This window comes from Streptomyces sp. CAU 1734, assembly GCF_039888735.1.
GTDB lineage: Bacteria > Actinomycetota > Actinomycetes > Streptomycetales > Streptomycetaceae > Streptomyces.
Genome location: NZ_JBDQQP010000002.1, coordinates 128,251 through 146,544 on the forward strand (window position 1 = coordinate 128,251; position 18,294 = coordinate 146,544).

The 18,294-nt window shown below is 73.5% G+C and carries 10 protein-coding genes and 1 pseudogene; 8 read left to right on the top strand and 3 right to left on the bottom strand.

Annotated elements, in window-relative coordinates:
• Window positions 1–12: 12 nt before the first annotated feature.
• Together AAFN69_RS04270 and AAFN69_RS04275 are read right to left on the bottom strand one after the other, a co-directional pair.
• Complete coding sequence (locus AAFN69_RS04270; protein ID WP_347726904.1) at window positions 13–1,467, bottom strand: PepSY domain-containing protein; 1,455 nt, start codon at window positions 1,465–1,467, stop codon at window positions 13–15.
• Window positions 1,468–1,512: 45 nt separating this feature from the next.
• Window positions 1,513–2,178, bottom strand: coding sequence for a hypothetical protein (locus tag AAFN69_RS04275; RefSeq protein WP_347726905.1), 666 nt, complete (start codon window positions 2,176–2,178; stop codon window positions 1,513–1,515).
• Window positions 2,179–2,381: 203 nt separating this feature from the next.
• Between AAFN69_RS04275 and AAFN69_RS04280 the strand changes: the two genes are divergently transcribed.
• The 7 genes from AAFN69_RS04280 (at window position 2,382) to AAFN69_RS04310 (ending at window position 12,053) form a co-directional block, all read left to right on the top strand.
• On the top strand, window positions 2,382–3,386 hold the full coding sequence (locus tag AAFN69_RS04280; protein WP_347726906.1) for an NAD-dependent epimerase/dehydratase family protein: 1,005 nt from the start codon (window positions 2,382–2,384) through the stop codon (window positions 3,384–3,386).
• 356 nt (window positions 3,387–3,742) lie between these two features.
• The gene (locus AAFN69_RS04285; RefSeq protein WP_347726907.1) at window positions 3,743–4,666 is read left to right on the top strand and encodes an SDR family oxidoreductase; all 924 of its coding nucleotides are present in this window, start codon (window positions 3,743–3,745) and stop codon (window positions 4,664–4,666) included.
• Window positions 4,663–5,925: an aminotransferase class I/II-fold pyridoxal phosphate-dependent enzyme gene (locus AAFN69_RS04290; RefSeq protein ID WP_347726908.1), complete on the top strand. Its 1,263-nt coding sequence runs from the start codon at window positions 4,663–4,665 to the stop codon at window positions 5,923–5,925. Before AAFN69_RS04285 ends, AAFN69_RS04290 begins: the two co-directional genes overlap by 4 nt.
• The gene (locus AAFN69_RS04295; protein WP_347726909.1) at window positions 5,922–6,878 is read left to right on the top strand and encodes a diiron oxygenase; all 957 of its coding nucleotides are present in this window, start codon (window positions 5,922–5,924) and stop codon (window positions 6,876–6,878) included. Before AAFN69_RS04290 ends, AAFN69_RS04295 begins: the two co-directional genes overlap by 4 nt.
• A complete protein-coding gene (locus AAFN69_RS04300) occupies window positions 6,865–7,680 on the top strand; it encodes a tryptophan 2,3-dioxygenase family protein (RefSeq protein WP_347726910.1) in 816 nt (271 codons plus the stop codon). The genes AAFN69_RS04295 and AAFN69_RS04300 overlap by 14 nt, the downstream gene beginning before the upstream one ends.
• Window positions 7,681–8,060: 380 nt before the next feature.
• A complete protein-coding gene (locus AAFN69_RS04305; protein WP_347726911.1) occupies window positions 8,061–11,165 on the top strand; it encodes an alpha-N-acetylglucosaminidase TIM-barrel domain-containing protein in 3,105 nt (1,034 codons plus the stop codon).
• Window positions 11,166–11,366: 201 nt separating this feature from the next.
• Window positions 11,367–12,053, top strand: a complete 687-nt coding sequence (locus AAFN69_RS04310) for a TetR/AcrR family transcriptional regulator (protein ID WP_347726912.1) — start codon at window positions 11,367–11,369, stop codon at window positions 12,051–12,053.
• A gap of 45 nt (window positions 12,054–12,098) precedes the next feature.
• On the opposite strand, the pseudogene AAFN69_RS04315 reads toward AAFN69_RS04310, so the two are convergent.
• Window positions 12,099–16,192, bottom strand: a pseudogene (locus tag AAFN69_RS04315) (alpha-1,6-glucosidase domain-containing protein).
• A 777-nt stretch (window positions 16,193–16,969) separates the two neighbouring features.
• Between AAFN69_RS04315 and AAFN69_RS04320 the strand changes: the two are divergent.
• Window positions 16,970–18,271, top strand: coding sequence for an extracellular solute-binding protein (locus tag AAFN69_RS04320; RefSeq protein ID WP_347727265.1), 1,302 nt, complete (start codon window positions 16,970–16,972; stop codon window positions 18,269–18,271).
• Window positions 18,272–18,294: the final 23 nt, after the last annotated feature.

The window sequence follows — 18,294 nt, forward strand, 5'->3', positions numbered from 1 at the left end:
GCCCGCGCGGTGTCATGCGCGGGCGCGCACCCTGGCGACCGCCCCGAGCGCCAGGTCGACGACGAGGAACGCGGCCAGGGTGACCCCCAGCAGCGGGACGAACCAGCCGACGACCACCACGGCGGCCGTGAGCGGCAGCAGTGCCACCGGGGAGATCCGGCGCCAGGCGCCGCGCGGCACCGGGCGCCCGCCGCTCAGCCCGCGCGCCTTGGTCGGCCTGCGCAGCCACCACATCCGGTAGCCCCAGAGAATCAGCATGATCATCGCCACCATCAGGGCCGCGAGTGCCAGCTGATTGGGCAGGCCGAGGAAGACGCCCATGTGCGCGTCGATGCCGAAGCGGGTCAGCTTGGCGAGGACCGGGTAGTCCTCGAAGCGGAGCTGGTCGATGACCGTGCCGTCCGCCGGATTGACCGCGACGGAGTCCAGATGGACGGGGAAGGTGGCGTCGGTCTCCTTGATCACATAGCCGGTGCCCTCGGCGGGGAGGCTGATCGCGAGCTGTCCGTCGATCCCGGCCGCGCGGGCCGTCTCCAGCGCCTTGTCGATGCCGATGTCGGCACCCTGGTGGGCGCCGCCGTGACCGCCGCCGTGGCCCTCGTGGTCACCGCCGCCGCCGGCCGATCCGTCGATCCCGGCCGAGACGCTGGGGGTGGCGCCGCCGAGCTGGTCCTGGACGGCGCCGATGTTCTCGCCCGCGTACCGCGACCAGGTCAGTCCGGTCGCCGAGAGCAGCACCAGACCGGCCGCCGCCCAGAGGCCGACGGCGCCGTGCCAGGAGAGGGTCTTCCGCCGGCCCTTGGCACCGCGCTCGGGCAGGATCAGCGCGCGCCTGGCGGTGCGCCGGCGGCCGACCCAGAGCAGCAGACCGCCGAGCGCGACCACCCAGAGCCAGCTCGCGGCGAGTTCGCTGTAGTAGCGGCCGGTGTCGCCGAGGTGCAGATCGCGGTGCAGCTCATCGAGCCAGGTGCGCAGCGGCAGCGCGCCGGAGCCGCCGTAGGAGGACAGCTCGCCGCGGATCTCGGCGGTGTACGGGTCGACGAAGACCGCCAGCGACTTGCCCTCCTCCACCTTGGGCGAGCTCATCAGGACCCGGGTCGACGCGTCCTTCTCCGCGCCGGGCCAGACCGCGGTGACCGTTCCGTCCGGGCGGGCCTGGCGGGCGGCCTCGACCTGTGCGGAGAGCGGCAGGGCCCGGTCGCCGGCCGGCACCGTCAGCTCATGGCGGTAGACGAACTTCTCGGCCTGGAAGGAGAGGGAGTAGAGCAGACCGCTGACGGCGGCTATCAGCAGCAGCGGTCCGACGAGCAGCCCCGCGTAGAAGTGGATCCGCAGCGCCAGGGGACGCAGGGTGCTCCAGGTGGAGGCGTTGCGGCCGGCGGTCTCGGCCGCCGCCTGCTGCTCGGTCTCGGTGCTGCCCTGATCGGGTCTGTCCTGCTCGGCGGTGTCTTGGGTGTCTATGGCCATGATGGGTCCCGGGAGTTGATGTCGGCATGGGGAACTGGCCCCAGGTCAGACAGCTGCTCCGGGGGCCGTGGCGCGGGGTGCGGCGGACACCGGCGGGCCGCGGCGGATCAGGGTGTGGGTGAGCGGGACGGCCCGGCGCGGCGGCGCGGTGCGGTGCCGGTGGGGCACCGGGCGCGGGCCGGCCGGCAGCGGTACGGCGGTGGGCGGCGGGCGCAGCGGGGTGAAGGCGAGGGCGCCGACGGCGCGGGCGAGACGGAGGAAGGCGGTCTCGCCGCGGGCGAGCCAGATCGCGCAGCCGGCGGCGGAGAGGAGATGGACGGCGATCATCGCGGCCGGGGAGGGCCCGAGAAGGGTGCCGTCGGCCATGATCATGGTGTCGGCCGCGGCGCCGGCTCCGCTCGCGCCGTGCGGAGGGGGTGCGGGGTGTCCGGCGGGGGACGGCGGTGCGGAGTGCACGGTGCCGACCCGGGCGAACCAGAGGTGCAGGGCGCCCTGGGCGGCGAGCAGCGCCGCCCCGATCGAGAACGCGCCACGGCGGCGGCGGGCGGCGATCCACGCGGCGGCGGCCGTGACGGGGAGGGCGGGGAGCAGGGCGGTGAGGGGAAGGTCATGGCCAGATGTGAACGAATGCCCCATCGCGGCCAAGGAGATGCAGATCGCCGCGAATAGCGCGGCCCGGAGGGTGCGCAGGGGCGACCGGGCATCTGTCATCGTGCGCACATGCTGCCATCTGGGGTGGGTGATGCGGGAGGGGGCGGTGGGTTCGAATTGGCGGAGTGGTCCCGGGGCCCCTGGACCGGACCGCTTCCGGAGCCCGGCCGGCGGTGGCCGGCGCGGCTCCCGACCGGGTTCGGCCGCTCTTCCCTCAGCAGAAAAAGGCTTGCTTTCCGGCCATCCGGGGGCAGAGTCGCCGCATGAGACTTCTGATTCTGGGCGGTACGGAATTCGCCGGACGGGCGCTGGTGGAGGCCGGGCTCGCACGCGGCTGGGATGTGACGGTGTTCAACCGGGGGCGGCACCCGGTGCCCGCCGGGGTGACCGCGCTCGTGGGCGACCGGACGGCGCCGGACGGCCTCGGCGCGCTGCGGGAGGGCGAGTGGGATCTGGCCGTGGACACCTGGGCCCTCGCGCCCCGGGTGGTGGGCGAATCGACACGGCTGCTGGCGGACCGGGTGGACCGGCTGGCCTATGTCTCCAGCTGTTCGGTGTACGCGTGGCCGCCGGGCGCCGCGGCCGATGAGAGCGCGCCGCTCGTCGACGGCTCGGCGGAGGCCGGGGATGTGCCGTATCCGGAGGCCAAGCGGGGCGGCGAGCTGGCGGCCCTGGCCGCCTTCGGCGCGGAGCGGACGCTGCTGGCGCGGGCGGGGCTGCTGCTCGGGCCGTGGGAGAACGTCGGGCGGCTGCCGTGGTGGCTGCGGCGGATCGCGCGCGGCGGCCCGGTGCTCGCTCCCGGGCCCGAGGACAATCCCCTCCAGTATCTGGACATCCGCGATCTGGCCGAGTGGATACTCGGCGCCGCCGGGGCGGGGCTGAGCGGGGCGTACAACCTGGTGGGCGAGGCGGGGGCGGCGACCATGGGAGAGCTGCTGGCGTCCTGTGCCGCGGTGACGGGCTCGGACGCGGAGCTGCGGTGGACACCGGCGCGCACGGTGCTGGACGCCGGAGTCGAGCCGTGGACCGAACTGCCGATCTGGGTGCCGCCGGTGGAGACGGCCGAGCTGCACCGCTCCGTGTACCAACTCGATGTGGACCGGGCGGTGGCGGCGGGCCTGCGGTGCCGGCCGGTGGCGGAGACCGTCGCCGACACCTGGGCCTGGATGGAGTCGCTGGGCGAGCCGCCGGAGCGCCCGAAGCGGCCGGGCCGCCCCTCCCCGCTCGGCCTCGCGCCCGAGGTGGAGGCCCGCGTACTGGGTCTGTGAGGAGGGCTCCGTCCAGGGCGGGCGCTGGTCTGTGAGGACGGTTCGGGCCCCAGCGGGCGCTGGTCTGTGAGGACGGTTCGGGCCCGAGCGGGCGCGGGCCCCTGAGAACGGCTCCGGCCCGAGCGGGCGCGGAACCCCGGGGAGACGTCCCCGGGGTTCCGGCGTGTGCGCGCCCGGACCCCGGCCACCCGGCCCTTCCGTTTCCAGCCGCCCGCGAGGCGCTGTCGAGAGGCCGCTTGCACTGTTCTCTCAATTCCTTGCCAGGGAAGAGTGCGGGGCCCGACACGACACGGTGAGTTCGCACTCCGGAGTTCCTTCGGCCCCTCCGCGAGGCCCGTCCAACATTGGGAGGAACAGTGCCGACACGGAATGTGCTCGTCACCGGGGGCTCGGGCGGCATCGGCCGGTCCTGTGTCGAGCGGTTCGCCCGGGACGACGGCACACAGGTCTGGTTCACCTACCGGCACGGCAAGGACCGGGCGGAGGAGCTGGTGGAGCGGCTGCGCCGGGACGGCGCGCGGGTGCGTGCCTTCGCGCTCGACCAGGGCAACTGGGACGACCACGAACGCCTGATGGCCGAGCTGCCCGGGCCGGTGGACGTGCTGGTGAACAACGCCGCCGTGGGCTCCGAGACGGTGAAGAAGTACGCCGGCGGCCCACCGCACACCTTCGCCTCCGCGTTCTTCCAGATCAACGCGGTGGGGCCGCTCTGGCTGGTCGAGTCGGTGCTCCCCTCGATGGTGCGGCGCGCCCAGGGAAAGATCGTCAATATCGCGAGTGTCGGCGGGGGCATCAATCAGTTCCCCGGATTCCACACCGCCGACGGGATGAGCAAAGCCGCCCTCGCCTATCTCACCCGGCATCTGGCGGCGGCCCTCGCGCACAGCCCCGTCGGGGTCTTCGCGATCTGCCCGGGTGCGGTGGAGACCTCGATGTTCCAGGCCAGCACGCTGGACAAGCTGTCGGACGAGGAGCGGGCGGCGCTCACCGCGCGGCTGCCCCAGGGACGGCTGATCCGGCCGGAGGAGATCGCCGAGCAGGTGTGGTGGCTGGCCGGGGAGCACTCGGCGGCGCTGCACGGCGCCGTGATCGACGCCTCCATGGGGCTCGGTGTCCACCCCGGACTGCTGACCGGCACCCATGACACCCGGGGCGGCGCCTTCGCGGGCGCCTTCCCCGAGGCCGGACCGGGCGCCGGCGCCGGGGCGTTCCCCGAGACCGGGCCGCCGTCCGGCGCCGGGGTGCCCGTGCTCGCCGTGCCGGGCGGGGGTGTGCGGTGATCTCCCGTCAGGCCGCCCTGCTGGCCGGCGACACCCCGGCCATCGCCGAGGCCCACTTCCTCGCCGAGGCGGAGCCGTACGACGAACTGCTGAGGCCCGGCGGCTGGATCAATCTGGGCACGGCGGAGAACCGGCTGCTCTGGGATCTGCTCCGGGACCGGTGGGCCGCGCTCGGCGGGCTCGCCGAGGAGGACACCCGGTACGCGCCCCTGCACGGCACCCCGCTGCTGCGCGAGCGGATCGCGCGGCTGCTCGCGGCCGGCTGCCGCGCACCGGTCGGCGCCGACGAGGTGGTGGTGATCAGCGGGGCCAGCGCGGCGCTGGACGCCATCGCGACCGCGCTCTGCGATCCCGGCGAGGCGATCGTGGTGCCCGCGCCCTACTACGGCGCCTTCGACACCGATCTCGCGGGCCGTTCCGGCGCGCTGCTGATCCCCGCCCCGCTCTCCCCGGCGGACGGCTTCCGGCTGGATCCCGCCGTGGTGGACCGCGTACTGACCGGGGCGCGGGAGGCGGGCACGGCGGTGCGTGCCGTGGCCATCAGCTCACCGTCCAATCCCATCGGCGAGGTGCACTCGCCGGAGGTCCTGGCCGAGCTGGTGCGGGTGGTCCGCGCCCATGACGTGGATCTGATCTCGGACGAGGTCTACGCCCACTCGATCGTCGGCGGGCACTCCTTCACCAGCGCCCTCGACCCGGCCGTGAACCAGGACTGGACCGATCGCACCCATGTGATCTGGGGTTTCGCCAAGGACTTCGGACTGCCCGGCCTCAAGACCGGGGTGCTGTGCACCCGTGACCGGGAGGTGTACGCGGCCGTCCGCGCCCTGGCGTACTTCGCCCCGGTCTCCACCACCACCCAGGCCAGGCTGGCCGGGCTGCTCGCCGATCCCGGCTGGGTGGCCGACTTCCTGGCCGAGGGTCGCCGCCGGCTGACCGCCTCGTACGAACACGCCGCCAAGGCGCTGGACTCGTACGACATCCCGTACGCGGCGGCGGACGGCGGCTTCTCGCTCTGGCTGGATCTGCGGCGGTGGCTGCCGGGGGCGGGCTTCGCCGCGGAGGAGGAGCTCTGGCGGGAGATCTTCCACACCGCGCGGGTGAGCATTCTGCCCGGCGGTGCCTTCCGCTCCCCCGAGCCGGGGTGGTTCCGGCTCTGCCACACCCTGGACGCCCCGCTGGTGACCGAGGCCGTCCGGCGGATCGCCGCCCGGCTGCGCGGCACGGGCGTGACCCCCGAGAGCGGAGTGAGGACATGACCGGTCAGCCCCCCGGCCCGCTGGACCGCTGGTACGAGAAGGCGGGTGTGCGCGGCGGAGTCCGCAGGATCTTCCACGAGGAGGAGGAACAGGGGCGGATCTTCTTCCCCGAGGCGCTGGTGCCGCATCTCTCGCACCCCGAGGTGAAGGCGCTGGCCCCGGAGCGGGTGCGCGAGCTGACCCTGCGCCACCTCTATCAGTTCCTGCACGCCACCACCCATCTGGAGACCCGGGTGGTGAACGGCGCGGCCGAACCGGTGGCCAACGGCCGGGCCGGGTACGACTTCCCCACCGCCCTGCGCATGGACGCCTTCAAGGTCTACTGCGACGAGGGGTACCACGCCCTGTACAGCCTCGACCTCGCCGATCAGGTCGCCGCCGTCTCCGGGGTGCCGGTGCCCGATTTCGACTACGGCGGTTTCGTCACCGCCCTCCAGGACGCCGGGCGGCGGCTGCTGCCGGACGACCCGCTGCTGGCCGGACAGTTGCAGGCGGTGGTCTTCGAGACGCTGATCACCTCCGTCCTCAACGAGGTGCCGCAGGATCCCACCGTGGTCAGCACGGTGCGGGAGCTGATGCGCGACCACGCCAAGGACGAGGGGCGCCACCACCGCTTCTTCTCGGCCTTCTTCCTCCAGCTCTGGACCCGGCTGGACCGGTCCCGCCGGATCGCCGCGGGGCGGGCGCTGCCCGCCATGATCCGTGCCGCGCTGGACTGGGACCTGGGTCCGGTGCACGGTTCGCTGCGGATGGCGGGGCTCGGCGAGGAGGCCGCCCGGGCGGTGCTGGCGGAGTGCTACGGCACCCCGGCGGGCGACGACCGCATCCGGACCATCGCACGCTCCACCGTACGACTGTGCACCCAGGCCGGTGCCTTCGATCTCCCCGGTGTACGGGACGCCTTCGCCGCTCACGGACTTCAGGAAGCAGGGCAGGACCATGACGATCACTGAGACCGGCGCCCCGGCCGGGACGCGCTCCGCGGGACCGACCTACAGCGGCTATCTGCGGCTGCCGCAGCTGCTGGACCTGCGCACGCACTCGCCCGCCGGAAGCCGTGACGAGCTGCTGTTCGTCACCGTCCACCAGGCTCAGGAGCTGTGGTTCGCCCAGCTCCTGGCGGAGCTGACCGGTGTCCGCGACCATCTCTTCGAGGGCGACACCCGGTCCGCGCGGGCCGGGATGGACCGGGCGCTCTCCATCGGCGAGGTGCTGCTCACCGGGTTGCGCCCGCTGCGGCATCTCCGGCCGGCGCAGTTCCACGCCTTCCGGGCCGGACTCGGCAGCGCCAGCGGCGCGCAGTCGTCGCAGTTCCGCGAGATCGAGGTGGTCTGCGGGGCGCCGTGGACGCGGGAGACACCGCTGCCCGAGGGGCTGAGCGCCGGGGAGCGGATCCGGATGGAGCGGCTGAGCACCGAACCGACGGTGTGGGACGCCTTTGTGGCGCTGATCCGCAAGGCGGGCTTCGACACGGAGACCCGGGAGAGCCGGTCGGTGGCCTTCGCGCGGTTCGCCGCCGATCCGCTGGGCGACGGGCCGTCGGACATCCTGGAGCTGGCGGAGCTCTCCGAGGCGCTGCTCCGGTGGGACGAGTTGTGGGCGGAGTGGCGGGCCGGGCACGTACTGCTGGTGGAACGGCAGATCGGGGGCATGCCCGGCACCGGCGGGAGCACCGGGATGGCCCATCTGCGGGCCGGGATGCACCGGCGCTTCTTCCCCGAGCTGTGGGAGAACCGGGCCACGGGGATCCGGTAGCGCCTCCCGGCCGGGTGCGCGGGCGGCCGGGTGAGCGGGCGGCCGGGTGAGCGGGCCGGCGGCGGGTGAGCGGCCGTCCTCGCGTGCCCCGGGGCGCCGCCCGGCCGATCCGGTTGATTCCGGGTCGCGTTGCCGATCGCGCGCGGCGGCGGTGTCCGGCGGCCGGCCGCGCCACGCCGACCGGTGTCCCGCCGGAGGAACGGCCCGCCGCCCGCGCCGCCGCCACAACTGCCCGCCCGGCGCGGGCAGTACGCCCCGCCCCCGCCCCCGTACCCCTCCGCACCGCCCCGCCGCGCGCTCCGGACGCCCTCCCGCGGGGCCGACCGCCCGGTAACCTGCGCCACGCACCGGGCTGTGACGTGGGTAACACGGAGGCGTTGATGTTCGAACTGTCGAGACGTGCGGTCCTGGGCACCGCGGGCGCGATCGGGGTGGGCGCCGCCCTCACCGGCACCGCACCGGAGGCCGGGGCCGCGACCGCGGCGCCGGGGCCGGGGCGAGCGCTGGACATCACCCCCGCGCGGGCCGCGCTGGGCCGGCTGCTGCCCGGCCACGCCGCGCAGTTCGAGCTGACCGCGCTCACCGGCGGGAAGGAGCGGTTCCGGGTCTCCGGGACCACCGGGAGGATCACCGTCGCGGGGACCTCCCCGGCCGTCGTCCTCACCGGAGTGCACTGGTATCTGAAGTACACCTGCCGGGCGCACATCTCCTGGTCCGGCAGTCGGCTCGGCCTCCCGGCGAAGCTGCCCGCGCCCGCGAGACCGCTGGAGCGGTCGGCGACGGTGGCCCACCGCTTCGTCCACAACGACACCCACGACGGCTACACCGCCCCGTACGCGGACTGGGCCCGCTGGGAGCGGCTGATCGACATCCTGGCCCTGCACGGCTGCAACGAGGTGCTGGTCACCACCGGCCAGGAGGCCGTCTACCACCGGCTGCTGATGGACTTCGGCTACTCGGACCAGGAGGCGCGCACCTGGCTGCCCGCCCCCTCCCACCAGCCGTGGTGGCTGCTCCAGAACATGAGCGAGTACGGCGGCCCGGTCTCCCCGGCCCTGCTGGCGAAGCGGACCGAGCTCGGCGCGCGGATCCTGGACCGGCTGCGGGAGCTCGGCATCAGACCGGTGCTGCCCGGGTACTTCGGCACGGTCCCGGAGGGGTTCACCGACCGCAACCCCGGCGCCCGGGTGATCCCGCAGGGGAGCTGGAACACCCTCCCCCGCCCCGACTGGCTCGACCCGCGCACGGCCGTCTTCCCCGAGGTCGCCGCCTCCTTCTACCGCCACCAGCGGGAACTCTTCGGCGCGGTGGACCACTTCAAGATGGATCTGCTGCACGAGGGCGGCACCGCCGGGGACGTACCGGTCGCCGCCGCCGCGAAGGCGGTGGAGACCGCGCTCCGCACCGCCCGCCCGGACGCGACCTGGGTGATCCTGGGCTGGCAGTCCAATCCGCGCCCGGCGCTGCTGAACGCCATCGACACCAGCCGGGTGCTGATCGTGGACGGGCTCTCCGATCTCGACACCACCGTGGACCGGGACACCGAGTGGGGCGGGGCGCCGTACGCCTTCGGCACCATCCCCAACTTCGGCGGGCGCACCACCATCGGCGCCAACACCGACCGGTGGACGGCGAAATTCACCGCCTGGCGCGACAAGCCGGGCAGCGCCCTGGTGGGCACCGCCTATATGCCGGAGGCCACCGAGCGCGACCCGGTCGCCCTGGAGCTCTTCAGCGAGCTGGCGTGGCGCGAGGAGCGGATCGACCGGGACGCCTGGTTCGCGGAGTACGCGACCGTCCGCTACGGCGGGCGGGACGCGGCGGCACAGCGGGCGTTCGCCGCGCTCGCGGCCACCGCGTACAAGCTGACCAGCACCGACGGGCGTCCGTTCGACTCGCACTTCCTGCGCCGCCCGAGCCTGGGCTCGGCGATCGCCACCGCCTTCGACCCGGCCGGTTTCGACGAGGCGTTCACCGCGCTGCTGGAGGTGGCGCCGGCGCTGCGCGACTCCGACACCTACCGGCACGATCTCACCGACATCACCCGCCAGGCGCTGGCGCTGCGCTCGCGCACCCTGCAATTCGCGCTGCGGGCCGCCTACCGGAGCAGGGACGCGACCGCGCTGCGCGGGATCGCGGCCCTCTGGCTGAAGCTGATGCGGCTGAGCGACACCATCGCGGGCTGCCACCGCTCCTTCCTGCTCGGCCCGTGGCTGGAGGACGCCAAACGGCTGGCGACCAGCCCGGCGGAGGCGGTGGAGCTGGAGCGGACGGCCCGGGTGATGCTGACCACCTGGGGCGACCGGGAGGCGGCGGGCAAGCTCAGCAATTACGCCAACCGCGACTGGCACGGGCTGATCAGCGATGTCCATCTCCCGCAGTGGGAGGCGTATCTGGCCGAGCTGGTGGCGGCCGTGGAGGAGGGCCGCTCGCCGAAGTCCTTCGACTGGTACCCCGACGAGGAGGCGTGGACGCGGGACCGGCGGACCTATCCGGTGCGCCCGACGGGAGACGCGCACAAGGTGGCGCTGCGGGTGCACGAGGCCCTCGCGACCGCCCCGTACCAGGGGTACGCCTCGGTCTCGATGGAGCCGGCGACGCTGGCCCCCGGCGGCAGCGCCACGGTGACGGCGACCTTCCGCAACCTCAGCGGTCTGCGTCCCACCGGCAGGGTCGCCTTCGAACTCGCCGGGACCACGCCGGCGCCCGTCCCGGAGGGGGCGACCAGTGTCGAGAGCGTGCCGGCCGGCGGCACCGGCGCCGTCTCCTGGCGGGTCACGGCCCCCGGCTCCCCGGGCGGCGCGCCGGCCGAGCCGCTGACCCCGCTCCCGTACCGGCTCACCGTGCGGTACGCGCCCCAGGGCGTGGACCCGGTGGCGGTGACCCAGCCGGGCGCGGTGCAGATCGCGGCGCCCCTGGCCGCCGAGTGGCAGACCTTCACCACCAACACGGCCGTCTTCGGGCAGGTGGGCGAGCGGTTCGCGATCAATGGCGCGGGCTCGGACCTGTGGCGGGGCACGGTGCACTTCGGCACGGCGTACCGGCGCGGGCTGCTGACCCCGGGCACCGCCGTCACGCTCCGCGTCGACGCGCAGGAGAACACGGCCTCCTGGGCGCGGTGCGGCATCATCGCCCGCAATGACCTGGCGGTCCAGGGCGGCGGGGGGTTCCTCAATCTGGCGGTCACACCGGGGCAGGGCGTGGCCCTGTCGTACGACTCGAACGGCGACGGCACGCTGGACACCTACAGCCGGGTGACCGGGGTGAAGGCCCCGGTCCTGCTGCGGCTGACGCGCACCGCGGGGGTCTCCTTCACCGGTGAGTACTCGCTGGACGCGGGGACGAGCTGGCGGCGGGTGGGCACGGTGTCGGTGCCGGGCGCGGCCGGGGTGCAGGACGTGGGGATGTTCATGACGGCGATGAACGGCGGCAGCGAGGCGCGCGGGACGGTGCGCTTCAGCGGGTGGCGGGTGACCACCGCCTGAGCGGGCGGCGGGGTTCCCGCGGAACCCCCGCCGCCGCGCCCGGCAGATGAGCCCATGAGCCCGTGGACATCAGCCGGGGAGCGGCCCGACGTCGCGCCCGCGGGGCCGTGTTCGGCCGGGCGGGCGGGCGGCGCCGTCTCCCGGGCGGCCCGGCCGTCACCGCGAAGCGGGTGCGCGGACGGCAGTCGGTAGGCTGTTCGCATGACGACCGGGGTACGCCGCAGGATGGGCGTCGAGGAGCGCAGGCAGCAGCTGATCGGCGTGGCGCTGGAGCTCTTCAGCGCCCGCTCCCCCGACGATGTGTCGATCGACGAGATAGCGTCGGCGGCCGGCATCTCGCGCCCGCTGGTCTACCACTACTTCCCCGGGAAGCAGAGCCTGTACGAGGCGGCCCTGCGCCGGGCCGCCGATCAGCTGGCGCTCAGTTTCCGGGAGCCGCGCGAAGGTCCGCCGGGAGCCCGGCTGCTCCGCGTCATGAAACGTTTCTTCGACTTCGTGGAGGGCCATGGGCCCGGCTTCTCGGCCCTGATGCGCGGCGGTCCGGCGGTCGGCTCGACCACCACCAACGCGATGATCGACGAGGTCCGGCAGGCCGCCTACGACCAGATCATGTCCCATCTCGACATCGCGGACCCCCCGGTGCGGCTCACCCTGGTGGTCCGCTCCTGGGTGTCGCTGGCGGAGGCGACGGCGCTGCTCTGGCTGGACGGCAGGGAGATCCCCCGCGCCGAGCTGGAGCTCAAGCTGGTGCACGACTTCGCGGCGCTCTGCGCGGTGAGCGCCTCGCACAACGAGGAGATGGCCGCCGTGGTGCTGCGGATCCTGGAACACGAGCCGCTGGAGGGCCCGATCGGGGAACTGGTGGCCCGGCTGGCCCGGCCCGCCTGACCGCGAGCCGGGGCCCGGGGAAGCACCGTCCCCGGGCCCGGCCGGTCAGCTCCCGGACCCCCGCCCGAAGACGGCCACCGTCCGGGCCGGCACCGAGAAGGTCCCCGAGCCGCGTTCGTACGAGGACTCCGCGACCGTGCGGTCCCCACCGCCCGACTGCACCGGATGGAGCGCGTACGGCTCCCCGGCCACCGCGCCGATCCGCTGTTCCCGCCGCTCCGGGGTGGCGTTGAAGACCACGACCGGGCCGCCCGCGCGCATGGTGATCACGCCCGGGGTCTCCCCGGTCCCGGGGAGCGGGAAGGAGACGGCCGACCGCACTTGCCCGGCCGTGGCGAGGCCGGGCACCGGCTCGGCGGCGCGGATCCGCGGCAGATCCCGGTACGCCCGTGACGCGCCCTCGATCTCCGCGCAGCCGACCGTGCCGGCGAGGAGCCGCTGCTAGTAGCCGGGGACGAGCCGGTCGAGTACCGACTTCTCCGACTGACCGGCGGCCACGGTGTCGTTGTGGACCACGTCCATGACGGTGCGCAGCCCGCTGTCGTGGAGCCCCCGCACCATTTCCCGGAATTCGACGGTGCGCCGGGTGCCCTCCGGGCCGGAGGCGCAGGAGGCCTCCGGGACGGTGTGGTGCAGCGGGTCGTATCCCCGGTTGTACGCGTCCCTCGCCGCCGCCTTCGCGACGCGCTCCCGCCGCTCGGCGGAGCCGGGGGCGTACACCTTCAGTTCGCAGGCCGGGTGGGCCCGGTCCCTCTTCCGTTCGGGGATCGTGCCGATGCCGAAGGCGGGGAGGAGACGGACATGGGAGGTGCCGCTCGCGGCGAGGGCGCGCGGCCGCTTCACTCCGGCCGAGGCGCGGTCGGTGAAGGCGGGGTACCGCCCGGGACGGCTCGCGGTGCGGTCCGCGGTGGAGAAGTCGCGGATGCGCAGCTCCTGGGCGCCGTCGCGCCGCATCGGCACGGACTCGCCGCCGATGTCGAGCCGGACCTTCCGGCGGCGGGTGCCCAGAGGGAGAGGGCGGGACGGCCGGTCCGGTCGAAGACGGGCCCCAGGGCGGCCTCGGTCGCCCTCGCCGCGTACAGATCGTCGAGTACGCCCGGGATCTGCACCCCGGTGGCCGCGAGCAGTGCGCCGTTGGCGGCCCGCTGGGTGGCGATCAGCTGTCCGCGCAGGGCGTCGCGCACCCGGTCGCGGTCGCGCGGGTCCACCGCGAAGGCCGGGTACTCCCTCAGATGCGGGTACTTCTCCTTCTGCGCCCCGGTCAGCTGTGAGGGGGTGAGCCGCAGCCAGTGCCCCTCGTCGCTGAGCGCGCCGTCCACGACGGAGATCCCGCCCCGGGGCGCGTACACCAGCTGCTGGCTGCCGGATCCGGCCGGCTTGACCTTCCACACGACCGTGTTCCGGTCGATCCACTGCGCCTCGGTCTTTCCGAGGTCGAGCGAGGGCACCGCACCGGCCTGCGGGAGCAGGTACTCCGGCTGCCCGGCGAGCAGCCACACCTCGTGGCCGTGCGTGGCGAGGTCGAGCGACTGATCGGCGGGGAGGTCCTTCTCGTCGCCCTTGTGCACGATGTAGCCGAGCGAGCGGGCCCCTTCGGCGAGCGGGACCTCGAAGACCGCGCCATAGGAGTCGACGCGGACCGGCATGAGCGGCCGGGACCAGTCGGTGGGGTCGGCGGCGCCGGTCCAGGTGTGGAGCCCCCAGCCGTCGTACTTCCCGTCCGGCCGGTGGTAGCGCAGGATCGCCCTGGTCCTGTCCTGCGGCGGATACACCCCGTCGGGCGCCCGGTCGAGCTGGTCCGGCCGGCCCTGGGTGATCCAGACCTGGCCGGTGCGGCCGAGCGGGATGGTGCGCGGCGGGCCGTCGGCGGTGCCGTTCCGCTCCACGGTGTACGGGACGCTCGACGCGCCCTCCGGGAGCTTCACCCAGGCGAAGGCGCCATGGGCGTCGCGGCCGGTGAAGGGGGCCCGCTGGTCCCCGTACCGCAGCTCCCAGCCGTCGTAGTCGCCGTCCGGGCGGTGGTAGTGGACGATCGCCCGGTCGCGTTCGACGGCGACCGGCCCGGCGGGCGGCGGGACCGCCCCCGAGGTGGTGCCGGCGAGCGCGCTCGCGGTCCGGCCGCGCGCGTCCACCACGACGGCCTTGTACCGCAGGGGTGTTCCGGCCCGCAGCTCCGGGTCGAGATGGTGGGTGACCTTGTACGGGGCGGTGTCGGCGGAGCCGAGGACGCGCCAGCGGCCGTTGCCGGCCTGCGCGGCGAAGACGACCCGCCCGTCGGTGGCGCCGGCGCTGATCTCCACGGTGCCGGTGGCTCCGGCGGCCGGGGCGCGCAGGCTGATCGCGGGCGCGGCGGCGGGCGGCGGCAGCCGCTTCCCGGCGCGGAGCACGACGGTGGAGAGGGCGGGCACGGTGACGGTCAGCTTCCCGGCCCGGTCGCTGGTGACCGTGCCGCCGGCGCCGTGGAGGGTGCGGAAGGCGGCGTCCGGGGTGGCGGTGGCCAGCTCGACCGATTCCGGCCCGGTGCCGTTGTTGGCGGCCACCACATACTCGTACCGCTGGGCGCCGTCGGTACGGGAGTGGGCGTACACCCGCCCCTCGGCGTGGAGCGGGCGCTGGGCGCCGTCGCGGAGGGCGGGGTGGGCGCGGGTCAGTTCCGACAGTGCGGCGATGGAGCGGTAGAGCGGGTGGGCGGTGTCGTAGGCGTCCCGGGCGTGGGTGCGGTCGGTGCCGAGCTGGTCGTCGTCGAGATAGTCGGCGGTCCTCGATGCGAAGAGGGGCTGCCGGGCGTCCTTGTCGCCGCCGGCTCCGGTGAAGCCCTGCTCGTCACCGGAGTGGACGACCGGATTGCCGCGCGAGAGGAACATCAGCTCATGGGCGAGCCGGACGCGCCGCAGCAGCTCCCCGTCGGAGGCGCCGGGGTTGTCCTGTCCGGCGAAGGTGCCGATGCGGCCCATGTCGTGGTTGCCGAGGAAGGACACCTGCCCGTAGGCGTTGGCCTTGTCGGTGGTGTACCGGTGGTCCTGGGCGAAGACCCGGGCCAGGGCTTCGGCGGAAGCGCCCTGGGAGGCGAAGGCGCGGGCCGCGTCCTGGAAGGGGAAGTCGAGGGTGGAGTCGAGCCGTCCCCTGGTCACATAGGGGGCGGTGATCGCCGGGTCGGCGGAGTAGACCTCGCCGAACATGAAGAAGTCGTCCCGGCCCCGCTTCGCGGCGTACGCGTCGAGCGCGGTGGCCCACTCGGTCCAGAACTTCATGTCCACGTGTTTGACGGTGTCGACGCGGAAGCCGTCGATGTCGAAGTCGCGGACCCACTTCTCGTAGATCCTGGCCATGCCCCGGACCACCTCGGGCCGTTCGGTCCACAGATCGTCGAGGCCGGAGAAGTCGCCCTGCTCGGAGCTCTCCCCGGCGAAGGTGGAATCGCCCCGGTTGTGGTACATGGCCGGGTCGTTGAGCCAGCCGGGCACCTTGTCCCGGTCGCGGGGTTCGGGGGTGTACGGGAAGGAGTCGGTGTCCACCTTCCGCATCCGCTCGCTGTCGTCGAAGGGGCGGCCGGCGGTGTCGAGATAGGGGTGGGCGCCCTTGGGCTTGTAGCCGTAGGTCTTCTCGGCGTAGTCGACGGTGTCGGCGGTGTGGTTGGTGATGACGTCGAAGAAGACCTTCATGCCCTTGGCATGGGCCTTGTCGATCAGGGTCTCCAGATCCTCGTCGGTGCCGAAGTGGGGGTCGACCCGGGTGAAGTCGGTGATCCAGTAGCCGTGGTAGCCGGCGGACTCGTCCTTGCCGGTGCCCTGGACGGGGCGGTTTTTGAAGATCGGCGCCATCCAGATGGCGGTGGTGCCCAGGCCCTTGATGTAGTCGAGCCTCCCGGTCAGGCCCTTGAGGTCGCCGCCCTGGTAGAAGCCCTTGTCGGCGGGGTCGAAACCGGTCCGGGAACGGGAGCCGGTGAGGCCGCCCCGGTCATTGCCCGGGTCGCCGTTGGCGAACCGGTCCGGGAGGACGAAGTAGAACTGCTCCCCGGTGAGGTCGTGCCGGGCGGGCTCGGCGGCGAGCCGGGCGTCGGAGGGCGGGGGCGGCGGTGCCTGGGTGTCCGCCGCGAGGACGGGAGCGCCGGGTATGAGCGCGGCGCACAGGGACCCGATGAGGGCGGCGGCGGTTCTTGTCGGCCGTCTCGTACGGAACACGGTCCAACTCCTCGGTGTGGGTGGTGGGGGCGCGCGGGGTGCGGAGGCCGGCAGCCTCGGGCACCTGTGTGCTGTGCGGCGGCGGTGCCGGGCTGTCCGGCGCGGGCCCGCGCGACCGAGCCGAAGCGCCATGCGCCGCGACCGACTCGAAGCGCCATGCGAAGAGAACGGCGGTGCCGTCCTCGGCGCCGGGCGGGGCGGCGACCGCGAGGGGTGCCGGGGGCGCGACGGCCGGCGGGGGCGGCGCCACGAGGGCGAGCGCGGCGGTCAGTGCTCTGCCGGGCATATCTCCTCCTGCTGCACAGCGCCGCGCACGAGTGGGGGAGGCCACCACTCCCGGCGGCGCCGGGGGGTCGCCGGGAGGGAGGGGCCCGCGCCCCTCCCCCGCGGCCTCGGGAGACAACGCGCCGTGCCCGAAAGGCTCGTGAAGGACTTGCCGGGAACCTGTGCGGCACCGCCGGGACACACTGCCCGGGGCGCCGTGCCGGACCTTGCAACAATCTGCCGTTTCTTGCAGCAACTGCCGGGCCCGCCTGGCAGCAGACCGTAGGGCGCGCCCTGACTGATGGTCAACCCCCCGGCCATACACAGGACACGAAGAGGTCACAACCAGGAAATCCAGTCGAAATCTTTCTGCAAGGTCTTTCGCAAACGATTGCAAGACTGTTAGCTTCACGCCGCAGCAGCAGCCCGGCCGGAGGACAGGCAGGGCCTGACCTCAATGAGGAGTTCATGATGCGCAGGGGTATGACCGTTGCCGCGATAGCGGGCGTTCTGGCGCTGACCGCCACCGCATGCGGCGATGACGGCGGCGGCTCGGGCGACAGCAGCGGCCGGAAGGCGGCCGAGGACCCGCAGAGCGTCTCCGGCTCCATCACCTGGTGGGACACGTCGAACGAGGCCGAGGGCCCGACCTACGACAAGCTCGTCAAGGCGTTCCGGGCCGAGTACCCCAAGATCAAGGTGACCCGCACCTCGGTCTCCTTCGACCAGGCCGAGCAGAAGTTCAAGACCGCGGCGGCGAGCGGCCGGGGTGCCCCCGATGTCATGCGCACCGATGTCGGCTGGTCGGCCGGCTTCGCCCACCTCGGCTTCCTCCAGCCGCTGGACGGCACCCCGGCACTGGAGAACCCCGGGGACTTCCTCCCCGGCCCGCTCTCCACCGCGAAGTGGAAGGGCGTCACCTTCGGCGTGCCGCAGGTGACCGACACCCTGGGACTCCTCTGGAACAAGAAGATCTTCGCCGAGGCCGGGATCACCGAACCCCCGGCCACCTGGGACGAGTTCATCGCCACCGCGAAGACCATCAAGAAGCGGACCGGGGTCACCGGCACCCAGCTCAACCCGGAGGGCTACTTCTCGCTGCCGTTCCTCTACGGCGAGGGCGGCGACATGCTCGACGTCGGCGGGGAGAAGATCACCGTCAACTCGCCCGCCGCGGTCAGGGGCATGGAGACCGCGCTGAAGCTGGCGCAGTCCGATGTGGCCCTGAAGCCCGCCACGACCGATGGCTATGTCGCCGCGCAGACCGCGTTCAAGGACGGCCGGATCGCCATGATCATCAATGGTCCGTGGTCGGTGACCGACACCTACGGCGGCAAGGCGTTCAAGGACAAGGCCGATCTCGGTATCGCCCATGTGCCGGCCGGCTCGGCGGGCGCCGCCGCGGCCCCCATCGGCGGCCACAACTACTCGGTCTACCGGGGCTCGAAGAACAAGGACGCGGCGTATCTCTTCGTGAAGTTCATGTCCTCCGCGAAGAGCCAGGAACTGACCGCCACCGAGATCAACACCCTGCCGACGCGGAAGTCCGCGTACACCGCGGCCGTCACCGCCGACCCGGCGAAGAAGGCGTTCCAGGAGTCCCTGGCGATTTCGCGGGCCCGGCCGGTCATTCCCGGCGTCGGCGATCTCTTCGTCGCCTTCGACCAGCACTACGTGAAGATCCTGCGCGGCGACGTCTCGCCCGAGGAGGGCCTGAACGCCCTCGCGAAGGAGTGGAACAGCAAGCTGCTCAAGAACTACAGCATCGGCTGACGCCCCTCCCCGGACGGGGCGGT